Here is a 26,290-nt window from a genome sequence, read left to right as displayed (position 1 = left end):
TTATTTTCGCCTCCTCCTTAGGAAAAACACACCGGCAGACAGAATAAGCAGACAGGCCGGAATCAAAAAGAATATGGACGACCAGCTGTGCTCTGTGTCGGCAGCATGTGCCAGGGAAGCGGTATCTTCCTTTCCCACAATGGTGTAAGTCCCTGTATGGCTGATCTGAAAGGAAGCGGCTTTCGCCGTATCGTCGTAACCGGTCATGGGGATTTCCACGCCGCTTTCATCACAAAGGAACAATGTGCCGGCTGCCGGGTCATTTGGATAGGGCAGCATGACAGATACATCCGGCAGAAAGTTGAGCACAGTTCCATTGATGGAAAACGAAAAAGAAAAACCGCCATCCGTATCCTTTTGGATGATGACTTCAATCTGATCTTCGTTTTGGATACCCTCCGGCAAGGCGTCTTTGGGTATGCTGATAGTGATTCCCTGTTTGGAAAAGACGGCTCTTTGCGCCCCTGTTTGCAGCATCATCAAAAAGCGTGTGCCGGAAATCCGGTCAGTGGTTTCATCAAAGAACTCTGAAAAAGCAGAGTTTTGGGAATCTGCGGCTTCCTGGGGAACGGTCATAGCGCTTTGCACTGAGTCTTTCCTGTTTTCTGAAAGCTTCCAGGCAGGATCGGTAAGCTCTGAAGCGCCGACAATCGTCTGCACTTCAGGGGACTGCGTCAAAGTGGTATCTTCCTCTGGCTGACCTGATATAACGGGCGCTTCGATTTCCGGTATAGTCGGTTCATCGGAATCCGTTCCACCGTCATTTGTTACAGGCGGTTTTGAAGGCTTCGTGGAGGGCCTGTCTGCAAAACCATGATCCTGATCGTCGGTATCTTCAGGAGGCGGCTGAATGATGGTGTCGGGTGGATTTCCGCCTGCATCCCCTCCATCCCGGTCGCCTTCATGATACCCTTCAAGGACAATTTCATCTGCGTAGGTAAAGGACAGGATGCCGGTCTGTCCGCCGTCATAATCAACCTGAAGACGGTAACCGCTGCCCGGCGTCAGCAGACGGGTAGCAATCGAGAGCATTTCCCGTCCCACGTAAATGCCATTTTCCAGCTGGTTCCATGAACCGTTGTTTTCGGACAGCCATACACTGATCTTATCCAGTTCTCCCGGCGGTGTGACCCAAGGAAAATAAAGGTTTCCTCTGGCGGCCAGAAAACAGTTAATGTCTGGTCTGTCCGGAGCCTGAACAGAAACAGGAATTGTAATTTCAGGGAAATCGACACGATCCGCAAATACGGTATTTTTCGGTGCGGTCAGCCTTCCTGTTGCATGGTACAGTCCCACAGTATTCAGATCAATACACGAAAAATCCCATTCCACCACAGCGGTGTAGCTGGTTCCGTTTTCCGCATAGCATTCCAGATAATACGGGGAGGCGGCGAATAATTCTTCCAGCGCTTCAATTTCGCTGCCCTGTGGGAGCGCAAATGCATTTGTATAAGGATACCATTGCTCTATAGAGGTAATGACAGCAGGCGTCATTTCTTCTACCCGGACGGGAATCTGCAGCTCCTGCAATACAACTTCACCAAAGGCATACCCCTCCGGCAGTTCAATCCGGCCTGCTGCGGCATATTCTCCCGGAGTGGTCTGGTCAATGGCTGAAAAATCCCATGCGACAGAAAATGTTTCCTGCCGGATTTCTTCACCGGCTGTTACAGTGGCGCAAACGGTCTGATACTGAAGGGCCAGCTGATAAATTTCCTCCAGGTCATCATCAGACGGTGTGGTTCTAAGGGGCAGGGTAAAAGCCGGCAGGGAGAGCAGTTCGCCTTCCTTTTGTATTTTTGTGACAAGGACGAGGGATACTTCTTCCGGTGCTTCCAGGGTTCCGCTATCCAGTGCCCCTGAAGCTTTGTTTTCTAAACCCGGCAGAATCTCCCTTCTTTCATCGGCATTGGCTGGGGTTGCAGTTCCAGCGGCAAATGTAGGGATACTGCCGGTCAAGCAGAGGAGGCAGGCCAGACAGCCCCCCAGAATACGCCTGCGTATTTGTTTCATTCTCATACGATACGCCCCATTCCAGAGAAAACATACTGACGGTAGGTTTCCCGCAGCTGTTTTCCATTGCGGAGAGCAATCGGAAGTTCCTCCCCGTTTATCAAACGGAAGGCCTGGCTGTCAACATGGCTGATATAATCCATGTTGATCAAAACGCCCCGGTAGCAGGGCAAAAAACGCTTGTCCTTCTGCAATGCGGCAGTGACCTCCTGAAAACCTCCGCTTACCGGTATCACGCGTTCCGCCGTATGAATCCGCGTCATACGGTTTTGATAATCTATGTATAGAATTTTCTCTGTGGGAAGTTCCAGCTTTTGACGGCCAGCCATAACCGAAAGTGTCATCACTTCATAGGGCGGTTTTAGCTGGCACAGCTCCATCGCTTCTTCAAAATCTGCCTGATGGAGCGAAAGCGGCTTCAGCAGATAATAGCTGGCGGACAGGCTGTACCCCATCCGGGCATAATCTTCTGTAATGGTCAGAAAAACGATCTTACAGAGCAATGTCATTAAGTTAAGATGACCAATCAAGATCTTAGCATCAGAGATGATGCTAGGGTCTTTTTATTTTGTAATAAATGCTTGACATATGATTCGAAATGTGCGGCCGCTTTCGCTATTGAATGATAATGAGGTAGCGAAAGCGGCCCTTGTAATTAAGAACATCTTGATTGCAAGGAGGTAACGCATATGAGCAATTATATTAATCAAGTTTCAAATTCTCTAAAGAATCATATTTCGGAATTAGCTAACAATCCATGTTTATTTCTTCGAAACCCCAATGTCGATTTCTCTCGAAAACGGAAAATTGATTTCAAAACTTTTATAGGAATCATGATGAATTCGGGTGGAGCTACTATGAGTAAAGAACTACTTGATTTCTTTGATTTTAACAAAAATACTCCGTCTGTGTCAGCATTTACGCAACAACGTTCAAAAGTACTTCCAGAGGCTTTTGAATATTTGTTTAAATCTTTTACGGATGACAACCTTCCAACTAATAATAATTATCATGGTTATCGTTTAATTGCATGTGATGGAAGTAACTTGACCATTGCAACCAATCAAAAGGATCCAGAAACTTTTTGGGAACGTAATCAGCATGGTTCAATTGTTAATAAACTACATCTAAACGTCTTTTATGATGTTTTGAATCGTATATACACCGATGTTTTAGTGCAAACAGCAGCAGATTGTAACGAGTTTAGAGCATGTGCAACAATGATTGACAGATCGAAACTAGAGAATGTTATTCTTGTTGCTGATAGAGGATATGAAAACTATAACATTTTTGCACATGCAATTGAAAAAGGATGGAAATTCGCTATACGTGTCAAAGATAAAAATAGTAATGGAATTGCATCTGGGTTAAATCTTCCTCCAAATGATGAGTTTGATATAGATATCACTCAGATTTTTTCGAGGAAAAATACAAAGACCACAAAAAATGCAGGCTATAAGTGGATGCCTGTAAATCAAGTGTTTGATTATCTTCCACGAAAAAGTGATAAAACATACGAATTATCATTTCGTATTATTAGATTTCCTATAGGGTCTAATTCTTATGAAATAATAATTACAAATCTTGATAGAAATATTTTTGATGTAAAAAAAATAAAGGAAATCTATCATTTGAGATGGGGAATAGAAACTTCATTCAGAGAATTAAAATATGCCATAGGATTAACAAGTTTCCATGCACGAAAACCAGATTTTATTAAACAAGAAATATATGCGCGATTACTTTTGTATAACTATTGTGAATTAATAACAACACATGTAATAAGACAAATGAAAAACAATGATAAAACAAAACAGGTGAACTTTACAATCGCCATTTATATTTGTAGAGAATATCTCCGTAATAAACGCAATCTTAGTCCACCTGATGTGATTAACCTAATAGAAAAGCATGTATTACCAGTAAGACCTGGTCGAAAAGACCATCGCAAAGTCAAACCCCAGGCATCTGTAAGCTTTCTATATAGAGTGGCTTAATCATAGATAATTATAAGTTTTTTTTGACAGATAAACAATCTGTCTTTTTGTTGTGCTGCAAAATAGACAAAAGAAAAAACACATCATATTTATCAAACAATTGCAAATATGATGTGTTTTATAATTATGTCAAAATTCTTAACTTAATGACATTGTCTTACAGAGCCTGTTTTTCTGGCGCAGCCTTCTGGCGGCTTCTATTCCATCCATGTTCTCCATATAGATGTCCATAAAGACAAGCTGAAAATTGACCTGGGCGGCAGCTTTCAGAAAATTCTCTCCGTCCTCAAATTCTGTCAGCGTATAGTCCAGCTGATGCCGTTTCATATAATTTTCCAGGCAGACAGACAGTTCTTCTCTGTCCTCTGCTCTGTCATCCACAATCGCAATCTGCATCGTGCCATCTCCTTTGCACAATAATCCAATATTAGTATAACATAAAACCGCAGGAAAAACTTGCGTCTTAAACAGGAAACCTGCGTCTTAAACAAAGTCGGTTGCATTTCCCTTGACAAGATGCTATCCTAATTATACTACCAGACTTTCCGATGAGAAGGTCTGGTTTTTTTATTTTTCTTTTCAGGAAAGGAGGCTCAGCATGAAAATCGCACTTTGTACGGAATTAAGGAATGCAGAATGGTTTGAGAGTAGGCTGCGCTCCCTTTTTGCTGGGGACGGACAGCTTGTCATCGACGAGCTATGGAATGAGAAGCAGCTATCTCAGGCACTGCGGCGGAGCCGCTACCATGCGGTTGTCATCGCCATGACCGGGGCAAGGGGATTGGAGGCTGCCATTCAGGCAAAGCAGCTGGCACCGGAAACACCGCTTGTCTGGTGGAGCGATGATAAAAACTTCGCCCTGATCGCGTATCACCTGCGTATCCCTGTGTTTCTTCCGGCAGACTGCTCCGATCAGGAGCTATATGAGGCGATAAAACCCATCATGAAATGGAGGTGCGAACATGCGAATTGCGCTATGCAGTTATAGCCAGAAAGAAAAAGAAACCGCTTTGCTGATGAAGCTGGGCAAAGTAGACCGCTTTGATAACGGCGTGTTTTGTACCTATGCCATGCAGCGGGATGGGCCTTATGATGCTGTGGTGGTCATGGAGGACGGAGCCAGGGGGATGAATTTCTGCATGAGCATACGAGGGTACAGCAGGGATGTCCCTCTCCTGTGGATTAGCGACCAGGCAGAGTTTGAACCCCAAAGCCGCAGGCTGCAGGTGGACACCTTTTTGGTGAAGCCTGTGACGGAATATCAGCTGCGGGAGGCAGTATCCCGGCTGCTTCAGAAAACAACGAGAAGGAACGAACAACGTGAGGAGGATGAATAAAATGAAATGGAAATGGAAACGGCCGGCCGCATTTTTACTGGCGGCGGCAATGATTTTTACGATGCCGGGCGTTCCGGCATTTGCGGTGGAAGCGGGTGCGTCCGCTGTCCATACTGGTTTGTGTGAGCATCACCCGGAACATACAGAGGACTGCGGATATACGGAAGGAACCGAAGGGGCAGCCTGTGAACATGAACATACTGAGAATTGCTACACCCTTGTGAAGAAGTGTGTCCATGAGCATGACGAAAGCTGTTACCCTGTTTTGGAAGGCAGCGTACCAGAAAATACGGCGACCCCATCTGAAGCAGAGGAGGCCCAGCCGACCGTGTGTACCCACGAATGCAGTGAGGAAAGCGGCTGTATCACAAAAGAATTAAGCTGTCCTCATGAACGCGGCGAGCATGACGATAGCTGCGGCTACATTCCGGCCACAGAGGGGACGCCCTGTGGGTATACCTGTGAGCAGTGCAATTCCCAGGACAGCGGGCTTGTTCCCGGCGTGTCCGGGAATGCTCCAGCAGAGTGCATCTGCGAAACCCGCTGTGAGCAGGAGGCGGTCAATCCCGACTGTCCGGTCTGCGCTGCGGAAGATGCGGATCTCTCTGCCTGCAAGGGAACAGAGCAGGTAATGTCCCTGATGGCAGCTGCGGCAAGCACTGAAAAAACCATCTCCGGCGAGGTGACCTGGAACAACCAGACCTTTACCACCCCCGTCAAGCTCACCGGGGATACCACCCTGACCTTGGAGGGCGATAACAAGATCGAATGCGACGCGCCTTTGGATCTGAACAACTGCAAACTGACCGTCAAGGGCACCGGAACTCTGGAGGTCATTGGCAGTGGCGGGAGTAAAGGCTCGACGCTCAACGGTGCCATCTTTGACAGTGGCTACAAGGGCACCAGTTACGGCACAGGAACCCTGTCCCTTGAGGGTGGCACCATTAAGGCCAGCGGGGGCGAGTATAACGCCATATCTGTTTGTATGGTGTATTTGAAGGGCGGCAAGCTGGAGGCCTACGGCGGGTCGAATGCCGGTATTGTCTGCTCCTATCTGTATACATATAGCGGTTCCCTCTACGCCACCGGCGATAAGTATGGCATCGAACTGAGAACCGTGTATGTGGGCAATGAAGGCGATTTGGCCATTCTGGCTTCCGACGAGAAGGGTGCATCGAGGGCGGAAATGGATGCCGGAGATATCCGCGATATTAAGAATAACGCCAAGAAGAAGACTTACTACATCGGCGAAGTCACCGGTCCCCTGTTTTCGGTGAAGACCCAGAAGGGTACACTCTATGAGGGCGTTGCCGACCAGAAGGCCACCTTTGCCATTTCCGCCAAGAATGTGAATACGGGCACCCTGAAAGCCCAGTGGGTGGGAGACCACACCGGCCTGACGGAGAGCCTCTCCACCGACGGCAAGACTTTGACGGTGACAACGGATGCAACCGTGAAGCAGGGCACTTACAGCCTGACCGTTACTGTCACCGGCACGGACGGAAAGACAGTCACCAAGACCGTTACGGTCACTGTCTCCGGCTCCCCCATCACCATCAGCACCCAGCCCCAGGATGTCTCCGCCAGCTGCAAGGGTGGGGATTTGGATGCCTGGCAGGGCGACAAGGGAATCCGGGTGACTGCCACACTGGCCACCGGCCAGACCGGGGACATTTCCTACCAGTGGAAGCTGGAGGACGGCACCGAGCTGGAAGGCTTTACCCGGTCGCCCCTCTCTCTGAAGGAACTTTATAATGCGGGCAAGCTGTCCCCAGTGGCCGACAAGCGCTGGCTGTCTTCCGCCAAGGTCTACTGCACCCTGACCTATGGCAGCTGCAGCGTCAATACCAACACCGTCACCCTGACGGTCAACACCTGCCCCCATGAAAAATACGCCAACGACGGCAAATGCCAACAGTGCGGCGAACCGTGCAGCAAGGATGTGCTCTTTATTCGCAACGGTATCCCCTATACGTTTGAAGGCGATAACCCTGAGGTTGGGTTCATTCTGTTCTCCGGCGGAACCGCTTATTTTGTGCGGGATACTGACGCAACCTTGAAAGCGGGGAACGGCGATACGGCGGACAAAAGGGACGTTACGCTGGACCTGCAGGGCCACAGGGTCAAGGCGCTGGATCTGCAAAATTTCCCGTACAACAGCGTTACCATCAAAAACGGCACGATAGATGGCATTGACACCGAAGACCCCGCAGTATTGATATTAGACAGCGTTACAACAAACCAAAAGGTCTTTTCTGACGAGTTTACCCTGACGGTAAAGGGCGACTGCGTGTTTAAGAGTCAGGTGAATTTCCTCGGGGAAACCCAGCTCCAGGGCGGCACCTTCCAAGGGGGCATCAGTGTGGATACCGGCGCGCCGGCTCTGGCTCTGCTGGCGGAGGGATATGCCTTTGCAGACACTGATGACAGTGAAATTTTGAATGTTTCCGAAGTAAGCATCCAGAGTAGAAGCGTCAAAGTGGTCGAGCATACCTGCCAATATCAGAACGGTAAATGTGTCTGCGGCAGAAGCTGCGACCATGCGGGCAAAGTGGACAGCGCCGGTTACTGCACCTTCTGCAAAGCGCTGGTGGAGGCATTTGAAACCGGCGGCACACGATACACCAGTCTGGAAAATGCGCTGAATGCCGCGCAGGACGGTGACACTATCACGCTGCGGGGGCCTTTGACCATCGAGAACGTAGAGCCTATCGAGATCAGCAAAAACATTATACTGAACTTAAATGGATTCACCCTGAGCAAATCCCGTGAGGAGGCGCTTCTTTGCATCCTCGGCTCCAATGTAGCCATAACAAACGGCAAGGTGCAAAGCACCTGTGTCTCCAAGTCCGCTAATGCGGTGGAAGTTGGAAAATTTGACCACACAGGCGCAAAGCTGACGCTGGACAATGTCACCCTGGAGGGAAGCGTAGGCGGCGGAACTGGCGTCCGTGGATTTGGGCTTTTCATCCTTACCGGGAACGAAGCCGTGGTAACGAGCGGCACGTTCACCGGTGGCATCTACACGGAGGGAACGCTGACCATGTCCGGCGGTAGCGCGGATCTGCTGAAATTGGGATATAATAGCGGTATTCGTGTGATCCTGTCCGGCGGCTCCTTTGACAGCATCAAAATCGAGAATGGCGCAGATTACCAGTCCCTGCTGGCAGCAGGCTATGCCTATCAGAAGCAAGACGGCGCATTGGTCAAGCTGTCAGAGATGAATGCGAATACTGCCGTCACCGTTGTGGAGTGCAGCCACCCGGATGACCCTTCCGGCGGGAATGTTTGCCCATACTGCGGCTATGCCGCTGAGGTAACAAAGACGGACGGCAGCACTTCCTACCATCTGACGGTAGACGCGGCCATCGCGGCAGCCGGCGGCGGTACGGTGAAGTTGCTGGCAAATGCAGGCGCGATCACCATCGGCAGCCCGCTCAAGCTGGATCTGAACGGTAAGACGGCGGCAAAGCTGACCGTCACCGGAGATGTCACGCTGGCATCCCTGCTGCCGGAGGGCTACGCTTTTAAGAGCGGCAGTACCTGGATAAGCGACCTTAGCAGTACGGAGCTGACCAATGTTTCTATGGCCAAGATCCCCATCAAGAGCATGAACTATCCGACCGAGATGAGCATGACTTATGGCGGTGCGGGGACGCTTCTTGTCAAGGTAGCGAAGGAAACCGGCACAGGCGCTGTGAACTTCCAGTGGTACAAGGTGGAGGACGGCAAAGAGAAAGCAGTTGGCGGTGCGACAACAAAGAATCAATTTGATCTTTCTGCACTAAAGCTGCCCGCAGGCCAGCACACCTTCCGATTTTCCGCCACTTGCAACGGTTACGAGAAGATGAGCAAGGATATTGTTGTAACGGTACAAACGGCCAACATCAGCGCAAGCCTCATCACGCCTCCCACAGCGCAGGAAAACCTGACCTATACCGGCCAGGAGCAGGCGCTCATTACTGCGGGCAGCGTGACGGACTATGGCACTATGCAATACAGCCTGACCGAGAACGGTACATACAGCCAGGACATCCCCACCGGCACCGATGCCGGAGCATATACCGTGTGGTATCGGGTGATTGGCGATGCAAACCACAACGATACCGCACCCGCCAGCGTGGCGGTCCGCATTGGGAAGAAGCCGCTGACGATCACCGGGGTAACGGCTGCGTCCAAGCCCTATGATGGCACAACAAACGCGGGCATTACCAGCGTAACCTTCGACGGCGTGAACTTGAACCGAGGCACAGACTACACCGTCACCGCCAGCTTTGACGATGCCGGTGCGGGCAACGGCAAGAACATCACTGCCACGGTGACCTTGATGGAGCAGACCGCGAAGAATTACGCCCTGGAGCAGAGCAGCTTCCCTACTACCGGCAGCATCATCAAGGCCGCTGCGCCTGACTTCACCAAGGAAACTGCGCTTACCATTGTAAATGACTGCGAAAAGACCTACACTGTGACGCTCCCCGCCCTGCCCACGCTGGAAACGCCCAAAGAGTACGGTGCACTCACCTATGAGATCGGCGAAATCAAACTAAATGACGGCTACTACACCAGCGGCGCGAAGGTGGAAAACGGCAAGCTGACCCTGCCCATTCAGAAAAATGATGTGGCAACCACCGGCTCTGTGGGTACTGCGACCGTAGTAATCAAGAGCACAAACTATGAGGACATCACGCTGACCGTCAACATCAGCGCAAAGAATAAGCGCATCCCCACCGTGACTGCACCTACGGTCAACACACTGACCTACAACGGTGCAGAACAGGCTCTGGTTGCGGCGGGCAAGACCACTGGCGGCACGATGCTCTACCGGCTTGACGGTTCTGAGTGGAGCGAACAGATCCCCACAGCGAAAAACGCTGGGGAATACACTGTTTGGTATAAGGTTCAGGGAAACGCAGAGTACGCAGATGTGGCAGAACAGAACGTGACTGTGACCGTAGCGAAAAAGTCAGTTACCGTTACGGCGCTTGATAAGAGCGCCTACACCGGCAGCACCGCGCCCGATCTGAGCAGCCCGGAAGCAGATAAGAATTACAAGGTGGAAGGTCTGGTTGGTGCAGACACCCTGAGCGGCACTGTAACATTGACTTACGAGCAGACACCGGATATGAGCAAAGCCGGAGAAATCGCAATCAACATCACTGGTACGCTGTCAAATGACAACTATGAGATCACCTATGTTTCTGGAACGTTGACCGTTTCCAGGCAATCTTCCAGCGACGGCGGTTCCTCCTCTGGTGGTTCGGGCGGCGGTGGAGGCTCATCCTCCGGCGGTTCTAACGGTTCCGGCAACAATGATAACACCAACCAGCCGAAGGAAAAGCCTCAAGCCCCTGTCACCGGTGAAACCAAACCCATACAGCCGGATAAAAACGGCAATGCGGCAGTGGATAATAGCTCTGTCCAGTCCGCCATCGGCAAGGCCAAACAGGATGCGAAAAAGAACGGCACCACAGAGAACGGGATTGCCGTTACCGTTCCCATCACCTCGGCGGCAGGCCAGACCTCTTTTAACGTGACCATCAAGGCGCAGACATTGGATCTGCTGGTTAAAGAAAACGTCCGGCAGTTTACCGTAGCAATAGACCATCTGGTTTCGGTTAATATCGGGCTGGATACTCTAAAGCAGCTGGATGCCGTCTCCGCTGGAGGGGACATCATTCTCCGGGCAAATAAGGTGGATGCGCTGCGTTCTATCGAGGCCAAAGCCGCCATAGAAACAAGACCGGTCTATGACCTGTCGCTGGTGTATCTCTCCGGCGGCAAAGAGACGCCGATTACCAGCCTGAATGGACATACCATCTCGGTGCGTTTGTCCTACACACCGGCAAAGGGTGAGCAGACCGGTAATCTCTATGCAGTCTATGTAGACGATGCGGGCAAGGTGGAATGGATCACCAAATCCAGCTACGATGCCAGCCTGAAAGCGGTGGTTTTTGAAACCGGTCATTTCAGCGTTTACGGCGTGGGCTACAAGAACCCTGCCCCTGCCTTTACCGACATTCATAACCATTGGGCTGCGGACAATATCCTCTTTGCAGCCAGCCGGGGACTGCTCTCCGGCACCAGCGACACCACCTTCAGCCCCAACACCGGCATGTCCAGAGGAATGTTTGTGACAGCTCTGGGGCGGTTGGCGGGCATCAACCCGGACAGTTACAAGACCGGGAAATTTACTGATGTGAAAACTGACGCCTACTATGCCCCCTATGTGAACTGGGCGGCGCAGAACGGCATTGTGGAGGGCGTTACTGCCACCACCTTTGCGCCGGATAGCAACATCAACCGGGAACAGATGGCGGTCATCATGGCAAATTACGCCAAAAAGCTGGGCTACGACCTTCCGAAAACCCTCCAGGCTGTGACTTTTGCGGACAACGCACAGATCAGCAGCTGGGCGAAGAATGCGGTCAGGATCATGCAGCAGGCGGGCATCCTGTCCGGGAAGAATGGAAATAAGTTTGACCCCAAGGGAACCGCTACCCGCGCCGAGGTTGCCACCGTACTGCGGCGGTTTGTGGAGATCGTCATTGACCCGCAGACCGCAAACGGCTGGCAGCAGAATGACAGCGGCCAGTGGAGCTATTACAGAAATGGGAAGCCAGTGAAGGGCCGGCTCTCCGACGACCAGAAGTGGTACTGGCTGGACAAGGCTACCGGAATAATGTTTGCCGGCGGCTGGAAGCAGATTGACGGAAAGTGGTACTACTTCTACACAGACGGGACGATGGCGGTGAATACCACCATTGACGGATATACCATCGGCTCGGATGGTGCAAGAAAGTAACCTACAATAAAAAACGATTTGCCCGTATATCAGCGGACAAAGATAAACGCGGTCGGGTATCAAGAAACCCCACCGCGTTTATTTTTTCTCTTGAAGTGATGAAAAAATAGGAAGCTGGCGTCAATTAAACTGCCAGCTTCCCAATGTGAAAAGGTGTATCCCTAAAGCTTATGTACTAAGCTTTAGTTATATGTTCTGCAATTTTTGTGCCCTTCACCGAATCTGTTCAATGGAAGATCCGCATCATTCCGAACACACGTCCGATCACCTGGCAGTCGTCTACGATGATCGGGTCCATCGTATCGTTTTCCGGCTGCAGACGGATGTGATCCTTTTCTTTATAGAAACGTTTTACTGTAGCAGAGTCATCGATCAGCGCAACCACGATCTGTCCGTTATAGGCTTCCTGACAACACTGTACAAAAATCTGGTCGCCATCCAGAATCCCGGCATTTATCATAGAATCGCCGCGGACATTCAACACAAAGCACGGCTCACCGGTCGGCACGGATTCTGCCGGAATCGGAAGATAGCTTTCGATATTTTCTTCGGCAAGGATTGGCTGTCCGGCTGCAACATTGCCGACAACCGGAAGGCTCGTCATCTCTGTGCGAACAGCCTGAAAGCTGTCGTCTGTGATCTCAATCGCGCGCGGCTTAGTCGGGTCCCTGCGGATATATCCGTTCTTCTCCAGCGTCTCCAAATGAGAATGAACGGAAGACGTGGATTTTAAATGAACTGCCTCGCAGATCTCACGAACTGCCGGCGGATATCCCTTTTTTAAAATTTCTTCTTTTATATAATCAAGAATTTCCTGCTGTTTTGCAGTGATCTTTCTCTGTGCCATAGAAAAATTCCTTTCTGCATTTTAATGTAAATTCAGTATAACATACCCCTGATAAAAAAGCAAACATACATTCCGAAGAAGTGTTCGATTTTTACCGTTTCCTGTTGACATTCGAAAGTACGTTCGATATAATCCATGTATAGAAACATATGTTCGAAACCGTATGTTCGATTGTACTCAGGAGGGGATTTCTATGAACACAACATACAGCACCTATTTTCAGACCGCCAGAGCAGTAGCAGCATATCAGGAGCGTTCCTATCGCAACCACCTGCGCAGGACCAGACAACTGACCAAACGGATCTTTTTCAGTCTTGCAGCGACCCTTATCGCGGTCTTTATCGGTATTTTGACAACCGGATTTTTATCCAGAGCGCAGGCATCCTCCGAACCTGTCCATTATAAGTATTTCCGCAGCATTATGGTATATTCGGGAGATACGCTTTCCGCTATTTCCAGCCGCTATATAGATGATCACTATACATCTGTCCAGGATTATATCGACGAAGTCTGCGAAATGAATCACTTACAGGATGCAGACGATATCCACGCCGGAGATTATCTGATCATTCCATACTACAGCACGGATTTTCACTGAACGGTTCCGTCACATTTTTCGGAAATCATTCTGCTGATACCTGCTATTAGGGCACATATTTTCAAAACTTTAGATTTTCTTTCGTTTTTATGCCGCTTTTTTCTAAGCTCTTTTGCGTATCGTAAAGTTTGTCCGAAGGTTTGCTTTCCCGGGACGCGGATGCTATACTGATAGGACATATGTCAGGCAGGCGATCTGAACACTATTTTTACTATCAGGCGCCATACAAAAGAGGGGAGTTTAAAGCTGCAATGGATAAGAATCATATTCTGATCGTAGAAGATGACGCCGATATCCGTTCCGGAATCGAGATTTATTTAAAAAACCAGGGATATGACGTATCTCAGGCAGGCGATGGAATCGAGGGTCTGGCGGTCATTGAAAAAGAAGAAATTGATCTTGCAATCGTAGATATCATGATGCCGCGCATGGACGGCATTACAATGATGATGAAGGTGCGGGAAAAGGGCTATGATTTCCCGGTGATTATGCTTTCCGCCAAATCAGAAGAGGTCGATAAGATCATGGGCTTAAATATGGGTGCTGACGACTACATCACAAAGCCGTTTACGCCCTTGGAGCTTTTGGCACGTGTCAATTCCCAACTGCGGCGCTATAACCGTTACCGGGAAGCGATCGCATCGGCTGAACCGGTCAAGGATACTTATCATGTGCTGGGCGGAATCGAATTGAACGAAGAGACTGTAGAAGTCTTTGTTGATGGTGCACCGGTGCGCCTGACGCCCATTGAGTTTAAAATTCTGTTGCTTTTGATGCGTAATCCCGGACGTGTTTTTTCCGCAGACGAAATTTACGAACGCATCTGGAATGAAAAAGCGGTCAATACTGACACGATTATGGTTCATGTCCGTAAAATCCGAGAAAAAATAGAAATCGATCCGAAGAATCCGAAATATTTAAAGGTGGTGTGGGGTGTTGGTTACAAAATGGAAAAACAGTAGTCCAAAGGCAAAAAGCGTTACAGTGATGCTTGTCATCCTCCTGTCTTTGACGCTCTGTCTGATGGCGTTTCTGCCGTTCTTTCAAACGCGTGCGGCCAGCGAATTTTCCACTCCGCTGACGGAAATGTCCTTTATCGAACAGCTTTATCAGAGCAACTATATTCAATATAAATACCTGAAAGAAAAGACCGATCAGAAAAACTGGTCTTATTCCGATCTGTATCTGACGATTGACTATCTGGGGAGCCGTGAATCAGGTGATCCTGAATTTTCTGCCTCTTCAGCCACTTATCAGATCGCTGACAGAATCTCTTCCGACGCTTCGTCTGACACCCCCGTTTCTGACGGTGATCTGGAAGAAGCCCTGTATAATGTATTTCTGTCACAGATTGATGAAATGAAGGCGGGTGCAGAGAAACTGACGCAATATGTCGATTACTGTGCGCAGGATACTGCTTCCGGTACGCAAATCGGAAACAGTAGTGTTTCTGAACTGACTGCGCTTTTAAATGGGCAAACCTCGACAGAACATCCGTCCTATATTTATTATGCGGTTATCGAATATGACGCCGCCGGACATGTCAGCAGCTGCCGCGCTTATTTTGGCGACGAATCCGACAGCTTTTTAAAAAAGCTGGAAACTGCCGGAAGAGAACAGTATTTTCAGCAGTTTTCTGATGACTCCGACAGCCTTTTGTTAGATTTCGATTCAGACTCTGGCCAGACTTACCGTTACCGTGTTTCGCTTTCCGGTCCTTCGAATATGCGGATCATTTATGCCATCACCCAACAGCAGTATCAGAAGATTCTTTCTTCCCGGGATCTGTTCATGAGCGATACCAATTACGATAGCCTCCAGTATCAGAGCTATTGTGCCGCCGGGGTTCCCCACGTGCTGATCGGTTTTTTTGCTGCAGCATTCCTGTTCGGTGGTTTTATGATTCTCTTGTTCGAAAAAAGAGGTTACTGTATCCGCAGCTTTTCCATCTGCCAGCTTCCGATCGAGATAGCAGCAGTGCTTCTCTGTCTGTTTTTTCAGATGCCCTATTTCCTGACTCGCCTGATCTGCGGCGTTCAGCATGGACAGCTGTTCCCAAACCTGACAAAGCATGTTCTTTCACCGCTGCATTTGTCCGGGACGCTGTATCTGTTTTTGGCGATTGTTTTTTTCCTTTGCTTTTTCGTCGCCTTTCTTCTCGGTACGATTGCAGCAGGCTGTCTGCGCAGCAAGCAGGAGTTTCGCGAGCACAGCCTGTTAATCCGCTACTGGCGCAGAATTATGAACGCCTGGAACCGGTTCTATCAGGAGCTTGTCAGCTTCGATATCGGCACAGACGCCAAGAAAATGATTTCCAAATTAGTCATCGTCAATTTTATTATCCTGTTTGTCATTACGTTTTTCTGGGTATGGGGCTTTGTTCCACTGTTGATTTACTCCCTGATTATCTATTTCCTGCTCAAAAAATACGTCCATGACATACAAACCAAATATCAGAACCTCCTGCGTGCGACCAGCTCGATCGCAAGAGGGGATTTCGATACCGCTTTTTCAGAAGACTTCGGCGTTTTCGAAAGCTATAAAAAAGAACTTTTACAGATTCAGACTGATTTCAAGAAAGCGGTAGAAGAAGAGGTCAAGAGCCAACGGATGAAGTCCGAGCTGATCACCAACGTATCTCATGATCTAAAGACGCCGCTGACTGCAATCATTACCTATATCAACCTGTTAAAGGAGCCGGGGCTTACCCAAAAACAGCAGCAGGAATATCTCGATACGCTGGACAAAAAGGCTCTCCGCTTAAAGGTACTGATCGAAGATCTGTTCGAAATCAGCAAGGCAACTACCAATAACGTTACCCTGCATTACGACAATGTCGATATCTGCAACCTGCTTCGGCAGTGCTATCTGGAATATGAAGACCGCATGCAGGAAAAGAATCTGACGTTCAAATTTCAGCTGCCGGAAGAAAAAGTAATTTTGCGGCTTGACCCGCAAAAGACGTTTCGTATTTTTGATAACCTTTATACCAACATCAGCAAATATGCCATGCCATCCACGCGCGTCTATGTTACCGTGACCGACAGCGCATCCGAAACGCAGATTGCGATCCGAAACATTTCCCAGATGGAGCTGACCGTCTCCGGAGAAGAGCTGACCGAACGTTTCGTCCGCGGAGACGGCTCCCGCAACACAGAGGGAAGCGGACTTGGTCTCGCCATCGCAAGAAGCTTTACTGAGCTGCAGCACGGCACAATGCAGATTCTTCTCGATGGCGATCTGTTCAAGGCGATTCTGACCTTCCGCAAGCCGGGCGCTGAACCGAACGATAACCGATCGGAACACCTGGATACCGCACATTCTGCAAACGCCAATTTATCTGGCAATTTAAATTGCCCCGGCGCTGCAGACAATCCTGCAGAGGGTATCGAACCACCTCCGATTTATCGCCCAAGCCGATGGAGAAGCGATAAAAACCTTCGCAAGCACGGGCAGAAAAAGTAACAAGAGAACGAAAAAACGGTCACTCAGTCCAACACTGGAAGAGTGACCGTTTTCGATTCCACACAATAGATTGCACGCGTTACAAGTCAACGAAAAATCATAACTCCCGTAATTTTACTGTTTTGGCAGCTTTCCGTTTATGATCGTCCTTCATCGCAGCGTAATGCTTCCGTGTGGTATTGACATCCTTATGTCCCAGAACGTCTGCAACGAGGTAAATATCCCCGGTTTCCTGATACAACGTCGTGCCGTAGGTGGAACGGAGCTTATGAGGCGTGATCTTTTTTGTCGTTGTGACGAGAGAAGCGTATTTTTTGACCAGATTTTCCACGCTGCGCACCGCCATGCGCCGGTTCTGCAGGGATAAAAATAATGCATCCTCGTGGCCACTCATCGGAATCATATGTTTGCGTTGATCCAGGTAGGAGAGAAGCGCTTCCTCTACCTCTTCCCCAAAATAGACGACGTCCTCGTATCCACCCTTGCGTCGCACCTTGATTGCGAGATTATCAAAATCTACGTCGCTGATATCCAGACCGACACACTCCGACACACGAATACCGGTTCCCAGCAAGAGCGTCAGAAGCGCAAGATCGCGCACCTTCGTCTTATCGTGGAACTTCATCTGACTTTTGGTCATTTTGGTGCCGTCCTCCACCTGGTCAAGCAGAATTGCGACCTCGTTGGGGTCCAGACGCACGATTTCCTTGTCATGGAGCTTCGGCATTGGCACTAAGGACGCAGGATTGCTTTTAATCTGTTCATCCCGGAAAAAATAATTATAAAACGAGCGCAGGGAAGCGAGCTTACGGCGCTTCCCGCGTTCATCGTTGGTATATTCCGTGCCGTCGTCTTTGACATAATACGAAAGATATTCCAGATATTCCTCGATATCCGCTTTTGTGATCTGATCCAGAACTGACAGCGGAAACTCCGTGATATCCGTCTTCGAAAGCACGCTGTTATTTTTGTGCAGAAACTCAAAAAAGACACCGAGGTCATACGCATAGGCAAGCCGCGTGCGGGGCGCGGTCGTCTGTTCGATTCCACGAAAATACTGGCGACAGAAGCGCGGCAGCTCTTCCTGCAGCTTTCGCAGCTGGAGGATATTTTCCTTTGCAGTTTCATCATGGTAATTGTTACTGTTTTTCATGTACCCTCCATTCCGCAAGACCACTCTGAACCGCAGTGAACATCCGATCCTTCACCCCCGGATTTTCCAGGTTCAGCTGACGCAGCAGCTGCTTGACATATTCTCTGCGAGTATGTCCGTCTGCAGGGCAGGGACTTTTGACAACCGGAACATCGTGCTTATGGACAAATCCGATCACATCCGCTTCCTTCATATAAACGAGCGGACGGATCACCGTCAGATTCATCCGATCCAGAAAAGTGACAGGGGAAAACGTATGGAAGCGCCCTTCATAAATCAAAGACAGCATCAGCGTCTCCACGACATCGTCCTTGTGGTGTGCATAAGCAATTTTGTTGCAGCCTGCCCCACGGATCGCTTCATTTAATGCGCCTTTCCGCATTTTTGCGCACAGTGCGCAGGGATTTTTTTCTTTCCGTTGGTCAAATACGATCGAAGCGATCTGCGTCGGCACAATTGTATATGGGACATCCAGCTCTTTACAGAGTGCCTCTATTTTGCCCAAATTTAAGTTTTCAAAGCCAAGGTCGACAGTTACCGCATGCAGTTCAAAGGGATGCGGATAAAAGCGTCTGAGCGTACTCAGCGCATAAAGAAGCGTCAGGGAATCCTTTCCACCGGAAATCCCGACTGCGATTTTGTCTCCGTCCTGAATCATTTCATAATCGTCGGCGGCTCGCCGCACCTGGCTCAATACCTGTTGTAACGTCATGCTGTTTCCTCGTTTCATAGTTACCGGCGTCTGCACGCCGGAATGGTTTTCTCATCCTGATTTTCCTTTTGACAGTATACTATTTTTTCTTTCTTTTTGCAAAGAGACCGCAGTGATTCATACCGGATTTGGATCGATCCTAGGTTTCTATCGGGATTCGCCTTGAAAAAAAGTGCTCGACAGAGTAAACTAATAGAATATCCAATCATGATAAAGGAGCAGGTGCATGCAGGAAATCAAATGTCCCAAATGCGGCGAAGTCTTTCAGGTAGACGAATCCGGCTATGCGGCGATCGTCAGACAGGTCCGTGATAAAGAATTTGAGAAAGAGCTTTCCGAGCGTAAAGCGCAATATCTTTCTGAAAAAGAAAACGCTGTCCTTCTGGCGCAGACCCAGACGAGACAGGAGCTGGCGGAGGAAATTTCCCGGCTGCAGGCAAAGCTTGCGGCAGCAGAGAGCGCACGGCAGCTGGCAGAGGCAGACGCCCGTTCCCGGCAGGAAAAGCTTTTGTCTGAACAGGAAAAGGCTCTGTCCCAAAAGGACGCTCAGATCAGCCTTTTAAATGCCAAAATCACATCTGTACAGGAAACTGCGGACAAGGATATCGCCCTGGCGGTTTCCAAAGCAGCTGCCCAGAAAGAAAAGCAGATCAACGAAATGGATCGGCAGATTTATGACCTGACCGGCAAAATAGAACATGCAAAGCAGGAAACCCGGCTCCGGGAGCAAAATATCAAGGAGCAGTACGAAGAGCGCCTCCGCATGAAGGACGAGGAAATCGCCTATTATAAGGATTTCAAGGCGCGCCAGTCCACCAAAATGATCGGAGAAAGCTTAGAGCAGCACTGTGAGACAGAATTCAACAAGCTGCGCGCAACCGGTTTCCAGAATGCATACTTTGAAAAGGACAACGATGCCAGAACCGGCAGCAAGGGCGATTATATTTATAAAGAAACGGATCCGGACGGAATCGAATTTATTTCCATCATGTTTGAAATGAAAAACGAGATGGATGAAACCGCAACGAAAAAGAAAAATGAAGATTTTTTCAAGGAGCTGGATAAGGACCGGCGCGAGAAAGACTGCGAATACGCCGTTTTAGTGTCCATGCTGGAGCCAGACAGCGAGCTGTATAACACCGGCATCGTGGACGTTTCCTATCGATATCCGAAGATGTATGTGATCCGTCCGCAGTTTTTTATCCCGATGATCACGCTGCTGCGCAATGCTTCCCTGAATGCGCTGCGGTATAAGCAGGAGCTTGCTGTCATCAAAAATCAGAATATTGACATTTCCCATTTTGAGGAAGATATGAATGATTTTAAAGAGAAATTCAATCGGAATTTCCGTCTGGCGAGTGAACGGTTCCACCGCGCGATCGATGAAATCGACAAAACGATCGACCATCTTCAGAAGACAAAGGAGGCCCTGCTTTCTTCTGAAAACAACCTGCGGCTCGCAAACAACAAGGCGGAAGATCTGAGCATCAAGCGCCTTACGAAAAACAACCCGACGATGAAAGCGAAATTCGACGAGCTTTCTTCGCATGACGGAAAGGAGAGTACTTGACATGAAATTTCGCTGGGAAAAAAAATATCTATACTGGGGCGTAACGGCGCTTCTGGTTGTAATCGGCGGGCTGCTCGCCTATTATCTGATCTTTCACGGCGGCAACTTTAAAGATCATCTGCAGAATCTGCTGCACATCTGCATGCCGATTCTGGACGGCTTTATTCTGGCATGGCTGATGTGTCCGCTGGTAAACGCCATCGAGCATTTTGCATTGTATCCCGCCAGAGACTGGCTGATTTCCCAAAAACCGTCCTTACAGAAAAAAAAGAAACAGCTGACCAGCTATTGCCGCGGCATTTCGATCGTCCTGACGCTGTGCTTTGTCCTGTTTTTGGTGTACGGATTTTTCAGAGTTGTAATTCCGCAGATCATTGGAAGTATCCAGAGTATTGTCGGTCAGTTCCCCAGCTATGTAAAAAACGTCAGTGACTGGGCAGAAAAACTGCTTGCTGATAATCCAGACATCGAAACGACTGTATCCGATCTGATCGATCATTATTCGACAGATCTTGAAAACTTCCTCAATAAAACCATGATGCCTCAGATCAATGCCATCGTAAAAACAGTCTCCCTAAGCATGTTAAGCTTTGCGAAGGCAGTCTGGAACCTCGTTATCGGACTGATCATTTCCATCTATCTGCTTGCCAGTAAGGAACGCTTTGTCAGCCAGGGAAAGAAGCTTTTATACGCTTTCTGGGATACCAGACAGGCTAATGTAATTATGGAAGACTTCCGTCTGATCGATTCCACCTTTGGCGGATTTATCAGTGGGAAAATTTTGGATTCAGCCATCATCGGTGTTCTCTGCTTTGTTGTTGTCAGCATCATGAAAATGCCATATCCAATGCTGATCAGCGTCATAGTCGGCGTTACCAACATTATTCCGTTCTTTGGTCCGTTTATCGGAGCCGTACCCTGTGCATTGCTTATTTTAATGGTCAATCCGATGCAATGCCTGTATTTTATCATCTTCATCTGGATTTTGCAGCAGTTTGACGGCAACTTCCTTGGGCCTAAGATTCTTGGCGATTCCACCGGTCTTTCCGGGTTCTGGATTATTTTTTCCATCACCATCTTCAGTGGTCTCATGGGTGTACCAGGCATGATTCTCGGTGTTCCGATCTTTGCTGTTTTTTATGCGCTGATCAAGCGCTACGTCAACCGCAGTTTGCAAAAAAAGGGCATGTCCGATAAAACAGAAGAGTACCAGACACTGGATTATGTCGATGTCCAGACCGGCAGCTTTATTTCCAAACCGGAAGATAAGCCCGCAAGGCACCGTAAGAAACAGTTTTCGTTCCGGAATTTTAAAGAAGATTTGAAGACGTTTATTCCGCGCCCTGCAGAACATCCGGACGAAAAAGCGCAAACAACTTCGGATAACGCTGCGCCAGCCGTAGAATCCAATCGAAAAACAGAAGATTCGAGTTCGGAACAAAGCAAAAAATAATCCGGCTTGTTTTATTGTTATTTTATTCACAATGTTTGTTAAAAATTTAAAATAAACCTCAGAAGGATGATTACCTATGAAATTTGTTATTCAATGTACTACACAGGCAAGCGTTACAATCGACCAGAAGCTATATTCTGAAATTGGAAAAGGCTTCCTCGTCCTGATCGGAATCTGTGACGAGGACACAAAAGAAACAGCAGACAAAATGGTTCGCAAGCTGATCGGAATGCGGATTTTTTCGGATGAAAACGGGAAAACGAACCTCGCGTTAAAAGATGTCGACGGACAGCTTCTTTTGGTTTCCCAATTTACTCTGTACGCGGACTGCAAAAAAGGCAACCGGCCATCCTTTGTCAAAGCCGGATCACCACAGCATGCAAACGAGCTTTACGAATACATCATCGACGCCTGCAAAAAGGAAGTTCCCGTCGTGAAAACCGGCGTATTCGGTGCGGAAATGGAGGTCGCGCTGATCAATGACGGACCATTTACAATCATTCTGGATTCAAAAGACCTGGCGTAGGCATATAAACATTATAAAACAGATTCCAGATATGTGACATATAAGATGGTAAATAATAAGACATAAATTGCAGACATTTAAATATTTAAATTGCAGATTTTAATTATAATTGGAAATTACAGAATCTACGAAAAAAAGCGAAAAACCCAGGAGGCAATCATCTGCGTCAGCAGATATATGCCTCCTGAACTCATTTTTATCAAGCACCCCGCAAGTTTAACGAATTAGTTAGCACCGAAGCAAAACGTATTTTTCTGCGAAATCACGGAAATAGGTGCTAACTATTTTTTATCAACCCCCCACAAGTTTAACGAATTAGTTAGCACCGAAGCAAAAACGTATTTTTCTGCGAAATCCCAGAAAGAAGTTCTAACTATTTTTTATCAAACACCCGCAAGTTTAACGAATTAGTTAGCACCGAAGCAAAACGTATTTTTCTGCGAAATCACGGAAAGCGGTGCTAACTATTCGTTAAACTTGGCTTTTGCGAATAGTTGAATGTCTCAATCAAAACATCTCTCTCCGAATTAAACTGCCTCTAATTTCCGCTTCTGCTGCCCGAACCGATCCACTGTATATATTTTTATAAACATCCAATTCATTTCTTTGCGGCTTTTTAGATTCTTGCCAAGAGTTCCGCCGGTGTAAATGCTATAACTTTGCTCTTCATAAAATCCTTAAGATTTCTTGTAACAATATAGTCCGCATGGACAGACTCCGCAGTTGCACTTTGAACAGCATCCTCAAAATCCTTCCACTTCATTGCAACAGCCCTCTCCAAAACGGCAGGACTGAAATCAGCAAATTCAAAAATCAGGTTTAATTTTCGAAATACATCTTCAATTTGATCTGGTGTCAACTGTTTTCGCATAACATACATCATATTCGCATACGTTAAAGTCGAAAGATATCCCTTTGCCTGTTCTGTTTCACATAATTTCCATATCATAGAAGAATCTTTTACAAATTCCGGTCTGCTTAGAAGCACATCTAAAATGATATTTGTATCAACCAACAAAACCATATTTTTCCCTCAGGCTTTCTTCCTTAGCTTCATCCAAATCGTAATCTTCCTTCAAAATTCCGGTGAGGGAATCTGTCAAATAGGATACCGTCGCATCTTTTGGAATAAATCGCCCAACTTCTTTACCATTTTTTGTCACAATGATTTCCTGTCCAGACATCACCATACTAAGATATCTTCCAAAATTATTCTGCATTTCCGTCGCAGTTGCAGTCTCAATCATCATATCAGCACCTCCCGTAACAAGTCTTTCAATATTAGCTAATATTATTATATTCTATTTTAGCTATTTTATCAATTACAGCGCAACAATATTCCCCACCAACCGATGTACCTGCTGCCTGGTTGCAATCGGGTAGATTTCCCGCATGTGCGCTGCGATTTTTTCTCCGGAGGAAGCCGCTGACTCTGTATAAGCGCTTGTCACATGATCCCGTCCCCAGAGATGCTCCGGCGTACAGTAAACAGCGACAGGCCAGCCGTAGGCTTCTCCCTTTTTGTTTTTTCGCTGGCGAAAATCTCTGACACAAAGATAAGTCTGCATCTGAAGCGCCGTAATCACGCCATCAAAGCCTTTTTCGCCGCCCTTTCCAAAACCGGCTTTTTTCTTTAACTCACTGGAAAAATATTCTGCTTCGGCATTTTCTTCCAAATAGAAATCCATGATTTTCTTTTGCCGGATGGACGCCTTTTCATCATCCCAAAGCGCATCAAAATCATATCCGTCCCGCCTAAAGTTTGCAAAATACGGAAACCACTGCTTTGAAATAAAACCCGCTTTCTTATCAAAAAATTTTCCATAGGCGACTTTACCGCTTCGGGCAATGATCTCACGCCATTCCCAGGGATCGCTTTTGGGATCGCCGCTCCACCAATATTCCGGAGCAGTGCGCTCTTCCAGTGAAAACCCCGGAATCTCATTTTTAAAGAGCGGCAAAAATCCCTCCTTATTGATATATTCCACTGCTTCATCGACTGTATGGATACATTCCGGGTCCTCCCGACTTACCCCATACATAATCCAAGTCCCGCTTTCGTTTCCCATTTTTTTCCTTTCATTTCTGCGCACGCTTTTTACGCATATCGAGTTTGTGTCAAGTGCGCGCAGACACAAATCTCTCGATTGAATAATTTTTATTTTTCAATCTTTATCCTCTGTTTTAGTCTGGCTTTTCTGCACCTAAAATTGCAATATTTTCTTCCTTCAAATCCCAAAACCAGATATCGTCCATTTCCGACGCTCCCTCCAAAAAGGATTCCCGCCATGTCCGGTACTTAGCTCCATCTACAGGCTCCATATCATAGTTTCCATCCCAGTCGGCAGGCAGCAGATAATAAACGACACCGTCTTGATCTGCATCGATATCGTCCGGAAAAATTTCTCCCTGTTCCTTCGTCTTTGCCACGCTTTTATCCCATGCATCTGCTCCGCCACAGATTTCATACTGATCAGTTTCGGCATTATAGCGGTATAGAAAATATGGCCAGAATTCTCCGGCAAGTCCCTGATTATGCGACCATTGTGCTTCAATCACTCCATTGTCATAACAGGTCAGCGCCGGAAACTCACACAGCTCTACATGCGTGCCGTTATCTCCGTATCCCCAGATATATTCTACCGTATCCGCCATCGAAGCACCTGTCCAGTTGAGCAACAGCTCTTCTTGTCCATCGCCATCTACATCGTACAAAGCAAAATACGTGCTTTCCTGTCCATAGGTATCCGGCACTCCATGATCTGTTCCCTCGATTTTTCCGAAACAATATGCATCCCACAGGATTTTGCCAAACGCTTTTGTCTGTTCCTCTGCCGAAAAAGGCTCTGCCCCATAAACTGCAAGAACGCCATAATAAGTGCCTACGGTTCCCGCATCGGCAGTATATTGCCCAACGTCCTCAATTCCGTATCTTAAAAGAAAATAGTCCAGATCATGGAGCACCTTATAGAGTTCATTCGCATACTGCATCTCATGCGTTGCCCACGCCATTCGCGTCAGATCCATCAGCTGCTGTAAATCTGCTGCCAGGGCTTCATTTTTTACAAAGGACTTCATTTCGGAAATCAAATCGATAAAATCTGCCGCGTCAAAGCTATTCGTCACAATTCCAGGCTCCGTATAGGTTTCCGCAAATTCCTCTTCTGTGATATTTTCCGCTTTCATGATGACATCCTTCGGATAGATCGCCTGATGATACCACCAGCCCAGCTGAATGTCGCCTTTGCAGTCAAAATACTGCCAGTATGGGCTTTCTTTATCTGACAGCTTTTTAAAGAGGTTGTCGTTCAGATATGCGGATTCCATTTGAAGATTTGCAACTTTGATATTTTCCCTCAGTCTGGAAATTTCCGTCTCCGGCATCCCATCCAGCGTTTTTTCCCGCATGGCAAGGACTTCTTCTTTGGAGGGTCTTACGTTGTCGGAAGCCGACTTTATTTCCGCTGTTTCTGCATCCGCGTCAGTCTGCTGCTGCATCACGGTTTCCGGAACGCCTGTCTGGGATTCCGTAAAATTACTTTCCGGTACCGCAGATACAGATTCCGAAAAACCTGCCTGCTGCCCGCAGCCGGTCAGGATAAAACATAATAAAATTGACAAAACGTATTTTCTGAAATATTTCATAATGGTCTCCCGCTCGGATGTTTCTCCATCCATGCCATGATACGCCAGCAGCTCATTCCATCCAAAAACAGCGGTTTGAAACTACATCACAAATTTCAAACCGCTGTTTTTCCTGACAATAGACTGCTCACAAAGCATAGGTTCTATTGTTTCACTTTTGTTTTACTGCTCT

At 47.9% G+C, this 26,290-nt stretch carries 20 protein-coding genes; 10 read left to right on the top strand and 10 right to left on the bottom strand.

Annotated features, from left to right (window positions below):
- Positions 1-2,019 carry a hypothetical protein gene (locus tag ACLTOQ_RS08635; protein WP_412319265.1) on the bottom strand — a complete coding sequence of 673 codons (2,019 nt, stop codon included), beginning with the start codon at positions 2,017-2,019 and terminating at the stop codon, positions 1-3.
- The gene (locus ACLTOQ_RS08630) at positions 2,016-2,543 is read right to left on the bottom strand and encodes a LytR/AlgR family response regulator transcription factor (RefSeq protein WP_412319264.1); all 528 of its coding nucleotides are present in this window, start codon (positions 2,541-2,543) and stop codon (positions 2,016-2,018) included. Before ACLTOQ_RS08630 ends, ACLTOQ_RS08635 begins: the two co-directional genes overlap by 4 nt.
- Before the next feature lie 159 nt (positions 2,544-2,702).
- Here ACLTOQ_RS08630 and ACLTOQ_RS08625 point away from each other — a divergent pair, with 159 nt between their 5' ends.
- On the top strand, positions 2,703-4,010 hold the full coding sequence (locus tag ACLTOQ_RS08625; protein WP_412319014.1) for an IS4 family transposase: 1,308 nt from the start codon (positions 2,703-2,705) through the stop codon (positions 4,008-4,010).
- Between the two features lie 138 nt (positions 4,011-4,148).
- Here ACLTOQ_RS08625 and ACLTOQ_RS08620 read toward each other — a convergent pair whose 3' ends face one another.
- Positions 4,149-4,406 (bottom strand): response regulator, encoded by a 258-nt coding sequence (locus tag ACLTOQ_RS08620; protein WP_412319263.1) that lies wholly within the window; start codon positions 4,404-4,406, stop codon positions 4,149-4,151.
- Between the two features lie 202 nt (positions 4,407-4,608).
- On the opposite strand from ACLTOQ_RS08620, the gene ACLTOQ_RS08615 reads away from it, so the two are divergent.
- From ACLTOQ_RS08615 to ACLTOQ_RS08605, 3 genes are read left to right on the top strand one after another with little or no spacing between them, the layout of a single operon-like run.
- The gene (locus ACLTOQ_RS08615) at positions 4,609-4,998 is read left to right on the top strand and encodes a hypothetical protein (protein WP_412319262.1); all 390 of its coding nucleotides are present in this window, start codon (positions 4,609-4,611) and stop codon (positions 4,996-4,998) included.
- On the top strand, positions 4,973-5,347 hold the full coding sequence (locus tag ACLTOQ_RS08610) for a hypothetical protein (RefSeq protein ID WP_118627164.1): 375 nt from the start codon (positions 4,973-4,975) through the stop codon (positions 5,345-5,347). The genes ACLTOQ_RS08615 and ACLTOQ_RS08610 overlap by 26 nt, the downstream gene beginning before the upstream one ends.
- Before the next feature lies 1 nt (position 5,348).
- Positions 5,349-12,149 (top strand): S-layer homology domain-containing protein, encoded by a 6,801-nt coding sequence (locus ACLTOQ_RS08605; RefSeq protein ID WP_412319261.1) that lies wholly within the window; start codon positions 5,349-5,351, stop codon positions 12,147-12,149.
- 226 nt (positions 12,150-12,375) lie between these two features.
- On the opposite strand, the gene lexA is transcribed toward ACLTOQ_RS08605, so the two are convergent.
- The gene (gene lexA / locus ACLTOQ_RS08600; RefSeq protein WP_262584707.1) at positions 12,376-12,996 is read right to left on the bottom strand and encodes a transcriptional repressor LexA; all 621 of its coding nucleotides are present in this window, start codon (positions 12,994-12,996) and stop codon (positions 12,376-12,378) included.
- Positions 12,997-13,189: 193 nt separating this feature from the next.
- Between lexA and ACLTOQ_RS08595 the strand changes: the two genes are divergently transcribed.
- The 3 genes from ACLTOQ_RS08595 to ACLTOQ_RS08585 all read left to right on the top strand — a co-directional run bounded on the left by ACLTOQ_RS08595 (position 13,190) and on the right by ACLTOQ_RS08585 (position 17,059).
- Positions 13,190-13,594 (top strand): LysM peptidoglycan-binding domain-containing protein, encoded by a 405-nt coding sequence (locus ACLTOQ_RS08595; protein WP_337561979.1) that lies wholly within the window; start codon positions 13,190-13,192, stop codon positions 13,592-13,594.
- A gap of 251 nt (positions 13,595-13,845) precedes the next feature.
- Entirely contained in the window at positions 13,846-14,556 is a 711-nt protein-coding gene (locus ACLTOQ_RS08590; protein WP_117959760.1) for a response regulator transcription factor, read from the top strand.
- Positions 14,528-17,059: a histidine kinase dimerization/phospho-acceptor domain-containing protein gene (locus ACLTOQ_RS08585; protein ID WP_412319260.1), complete on the top strand. Its 2,532-nt coding sequence runs from the start codon at positions 14,528-14,530 to the stop codon at positions 17,057-17,059. Before ACLTOQ_RS08590 ends, ACLTOQ_RS08585 begins: the two co-directional genes overlap by 29 nt.
- A 97-nt stretch (positions 17,060-17,156) precedes the next feature.
- On the opposite strand, the gene ACLTOQ_RS08580 is transcribed toward ACLTOQ_RS08585, so the two are convergent.
- Together ACLTOQ_RS08580 and ACLTOQ_RS08575 are read right to left on the bottom strand one after the other, a co-directional pair.
- A complete protein-coding gene (locus tag ACLTOQ_RS08580; protein ID WP_412319259.1) occupies positions 17,157-18,212 on the bottom strand; it encodes a tyrosine-type recombinase/integrase in 1,056 nt (351 codons plus the stop codon).
- Positions 18,199-18,924: a tRNA 2-thiocytidine biosynthesis TtcA family protein gene (locus ACLTOQ_RS08575; protein ID WP_412319258.1), complete on the bottom strand. Its 726-nt coding sequence runs from the start codon at positions 18,922-18,924 to the stop codon at positions 18,199-18,201. The genes ACLTOQ_RS08580 and ACLTOQ_RS08575 overlap by 14 nt, the downstream gene beginning before the upstream one ends.
- Before the next feature lie 226 nt (positions 18,925-19,150).
- Between ACLTOQ_RS08575 and ACLTOQ_RS08570 the strand changes: the two genes are divergently transcribed.
- The 3 genes from ACLTOQ_RS08570 to dtd all read left to right on the top strand — a co-directional run bounded on the left by ACLTOQ_RS08570 (position 19,151) and on the right by dtd (position 22,473).
- Positions 19,151-20,494, top strand: coding sequence for a DUF2130 domain-containing protein (locus tag ACLTOQ_RS08570; RefSeq protein WP_118762824.1), 1,344 nt, complete (start codon positions 19,151-19,153; stop codon positions 20,492-20,494).
- Position 20,495: 1 nt separating this feature from the next.
- Complete coding sequence (locus tag ACLTOQ_RS08565) at positions 20,496-21,947, top strand: AI-2E family transporter (protein WP_412319257.1); 1,452 nt, start codon at positions 20,496-20,498, stop codon at positions 21,945-21,947.
- Positions 21,948-22,023: 76 nt separating this feature from the next.
- Positions 22,024-22,473 carry a D-aminoacyl-tRNA deacylase gene (dtd, locus tag ACLTOQ_RS08560; protein ID WP_117959766.1) on the top strand — a complete coding sequence of 150 codons (450 nt, stop codon included), beginning with the start codon at positions 22,024-22,026 and terminating at the stop codon, positions 22,471-22,473.
- A 616-nt stretch (positions 22,474-23,089) separates the two neighbouring features.
- On the opposite strand, the gene ACLTOQ_RS08555 is transcribed toward dtd, so the two are convergent.
- The 4 genes from ACLTOQ_RS08555 to ACLTOQ_RS08540 form a co-directional block, all read right to left on the bottom strand.
- Positions 23,090-23,497, bottom strand: coding sequence for a type II toxin-antitoxin system VapC family toxin (locus ACLTOQ_RS08555; protein ID WP_021914898.1), 408 nt, complete (start codon positions 23,495-23,497; stop codon positions 23,090-23,092).
- The gene (locus ACLTOQ_RS08550) at positions 23,481-23,723 is read right to left on the bottom strand and encodes a type II toxin-antitoxin system Phd/YefM family antitoxin (RefSeq protein WP_412319256.1); all 243 of its coding nucleotides are present in this window, start codon (positions 23,721-23,723) and stop codon (positions 23,481-23,483) included. The genes ACLTOQ_RS08555 and ACLTOQ_RS08550 overlap by 17 nt, the downstream gene beginning before the upstream one ends.
- A gap of 72 nt (positions 23,724-23,795) precedes the next feature.
- Entirely contained in the window at positions 23,796-24,542 is a 747-nt protein-coding gene (locus tag ACLTOQ_RS08545; protein WP_021914900.1) for a hypothetical protein, read from the bottom strand.
- A gap of 115 nt (positions 24,543-24,657) precedes the next feature.
- On the bottom strand, positions 24,658-26,118 hold the full coding sequence (locus ACLTOQ_RS08540) for a lipoprotein (protein WP_412319255.1): 1,461 nt from the start codon (positions 26,116-26,118) through the stop codon (positions 24,658-24,660).
- Positions 26,119-26,290: the final 172 nt, after the last annotated feature.

The sequence above is a fragment of the Gallintestinimicrobium sp. genome (genome assembly GCF_046968865.1).
Classification (GTDB): domain Bacteria; phylum Bacillota; class Clostridia; order Lachnospirales; family Lachnospiraceae; genus Gallintestinimicrobium; species Gallintestinimicrobium propionicum.
This window is presented reverse-complemented; position numbering and strand designations above follow the sequence as displayed.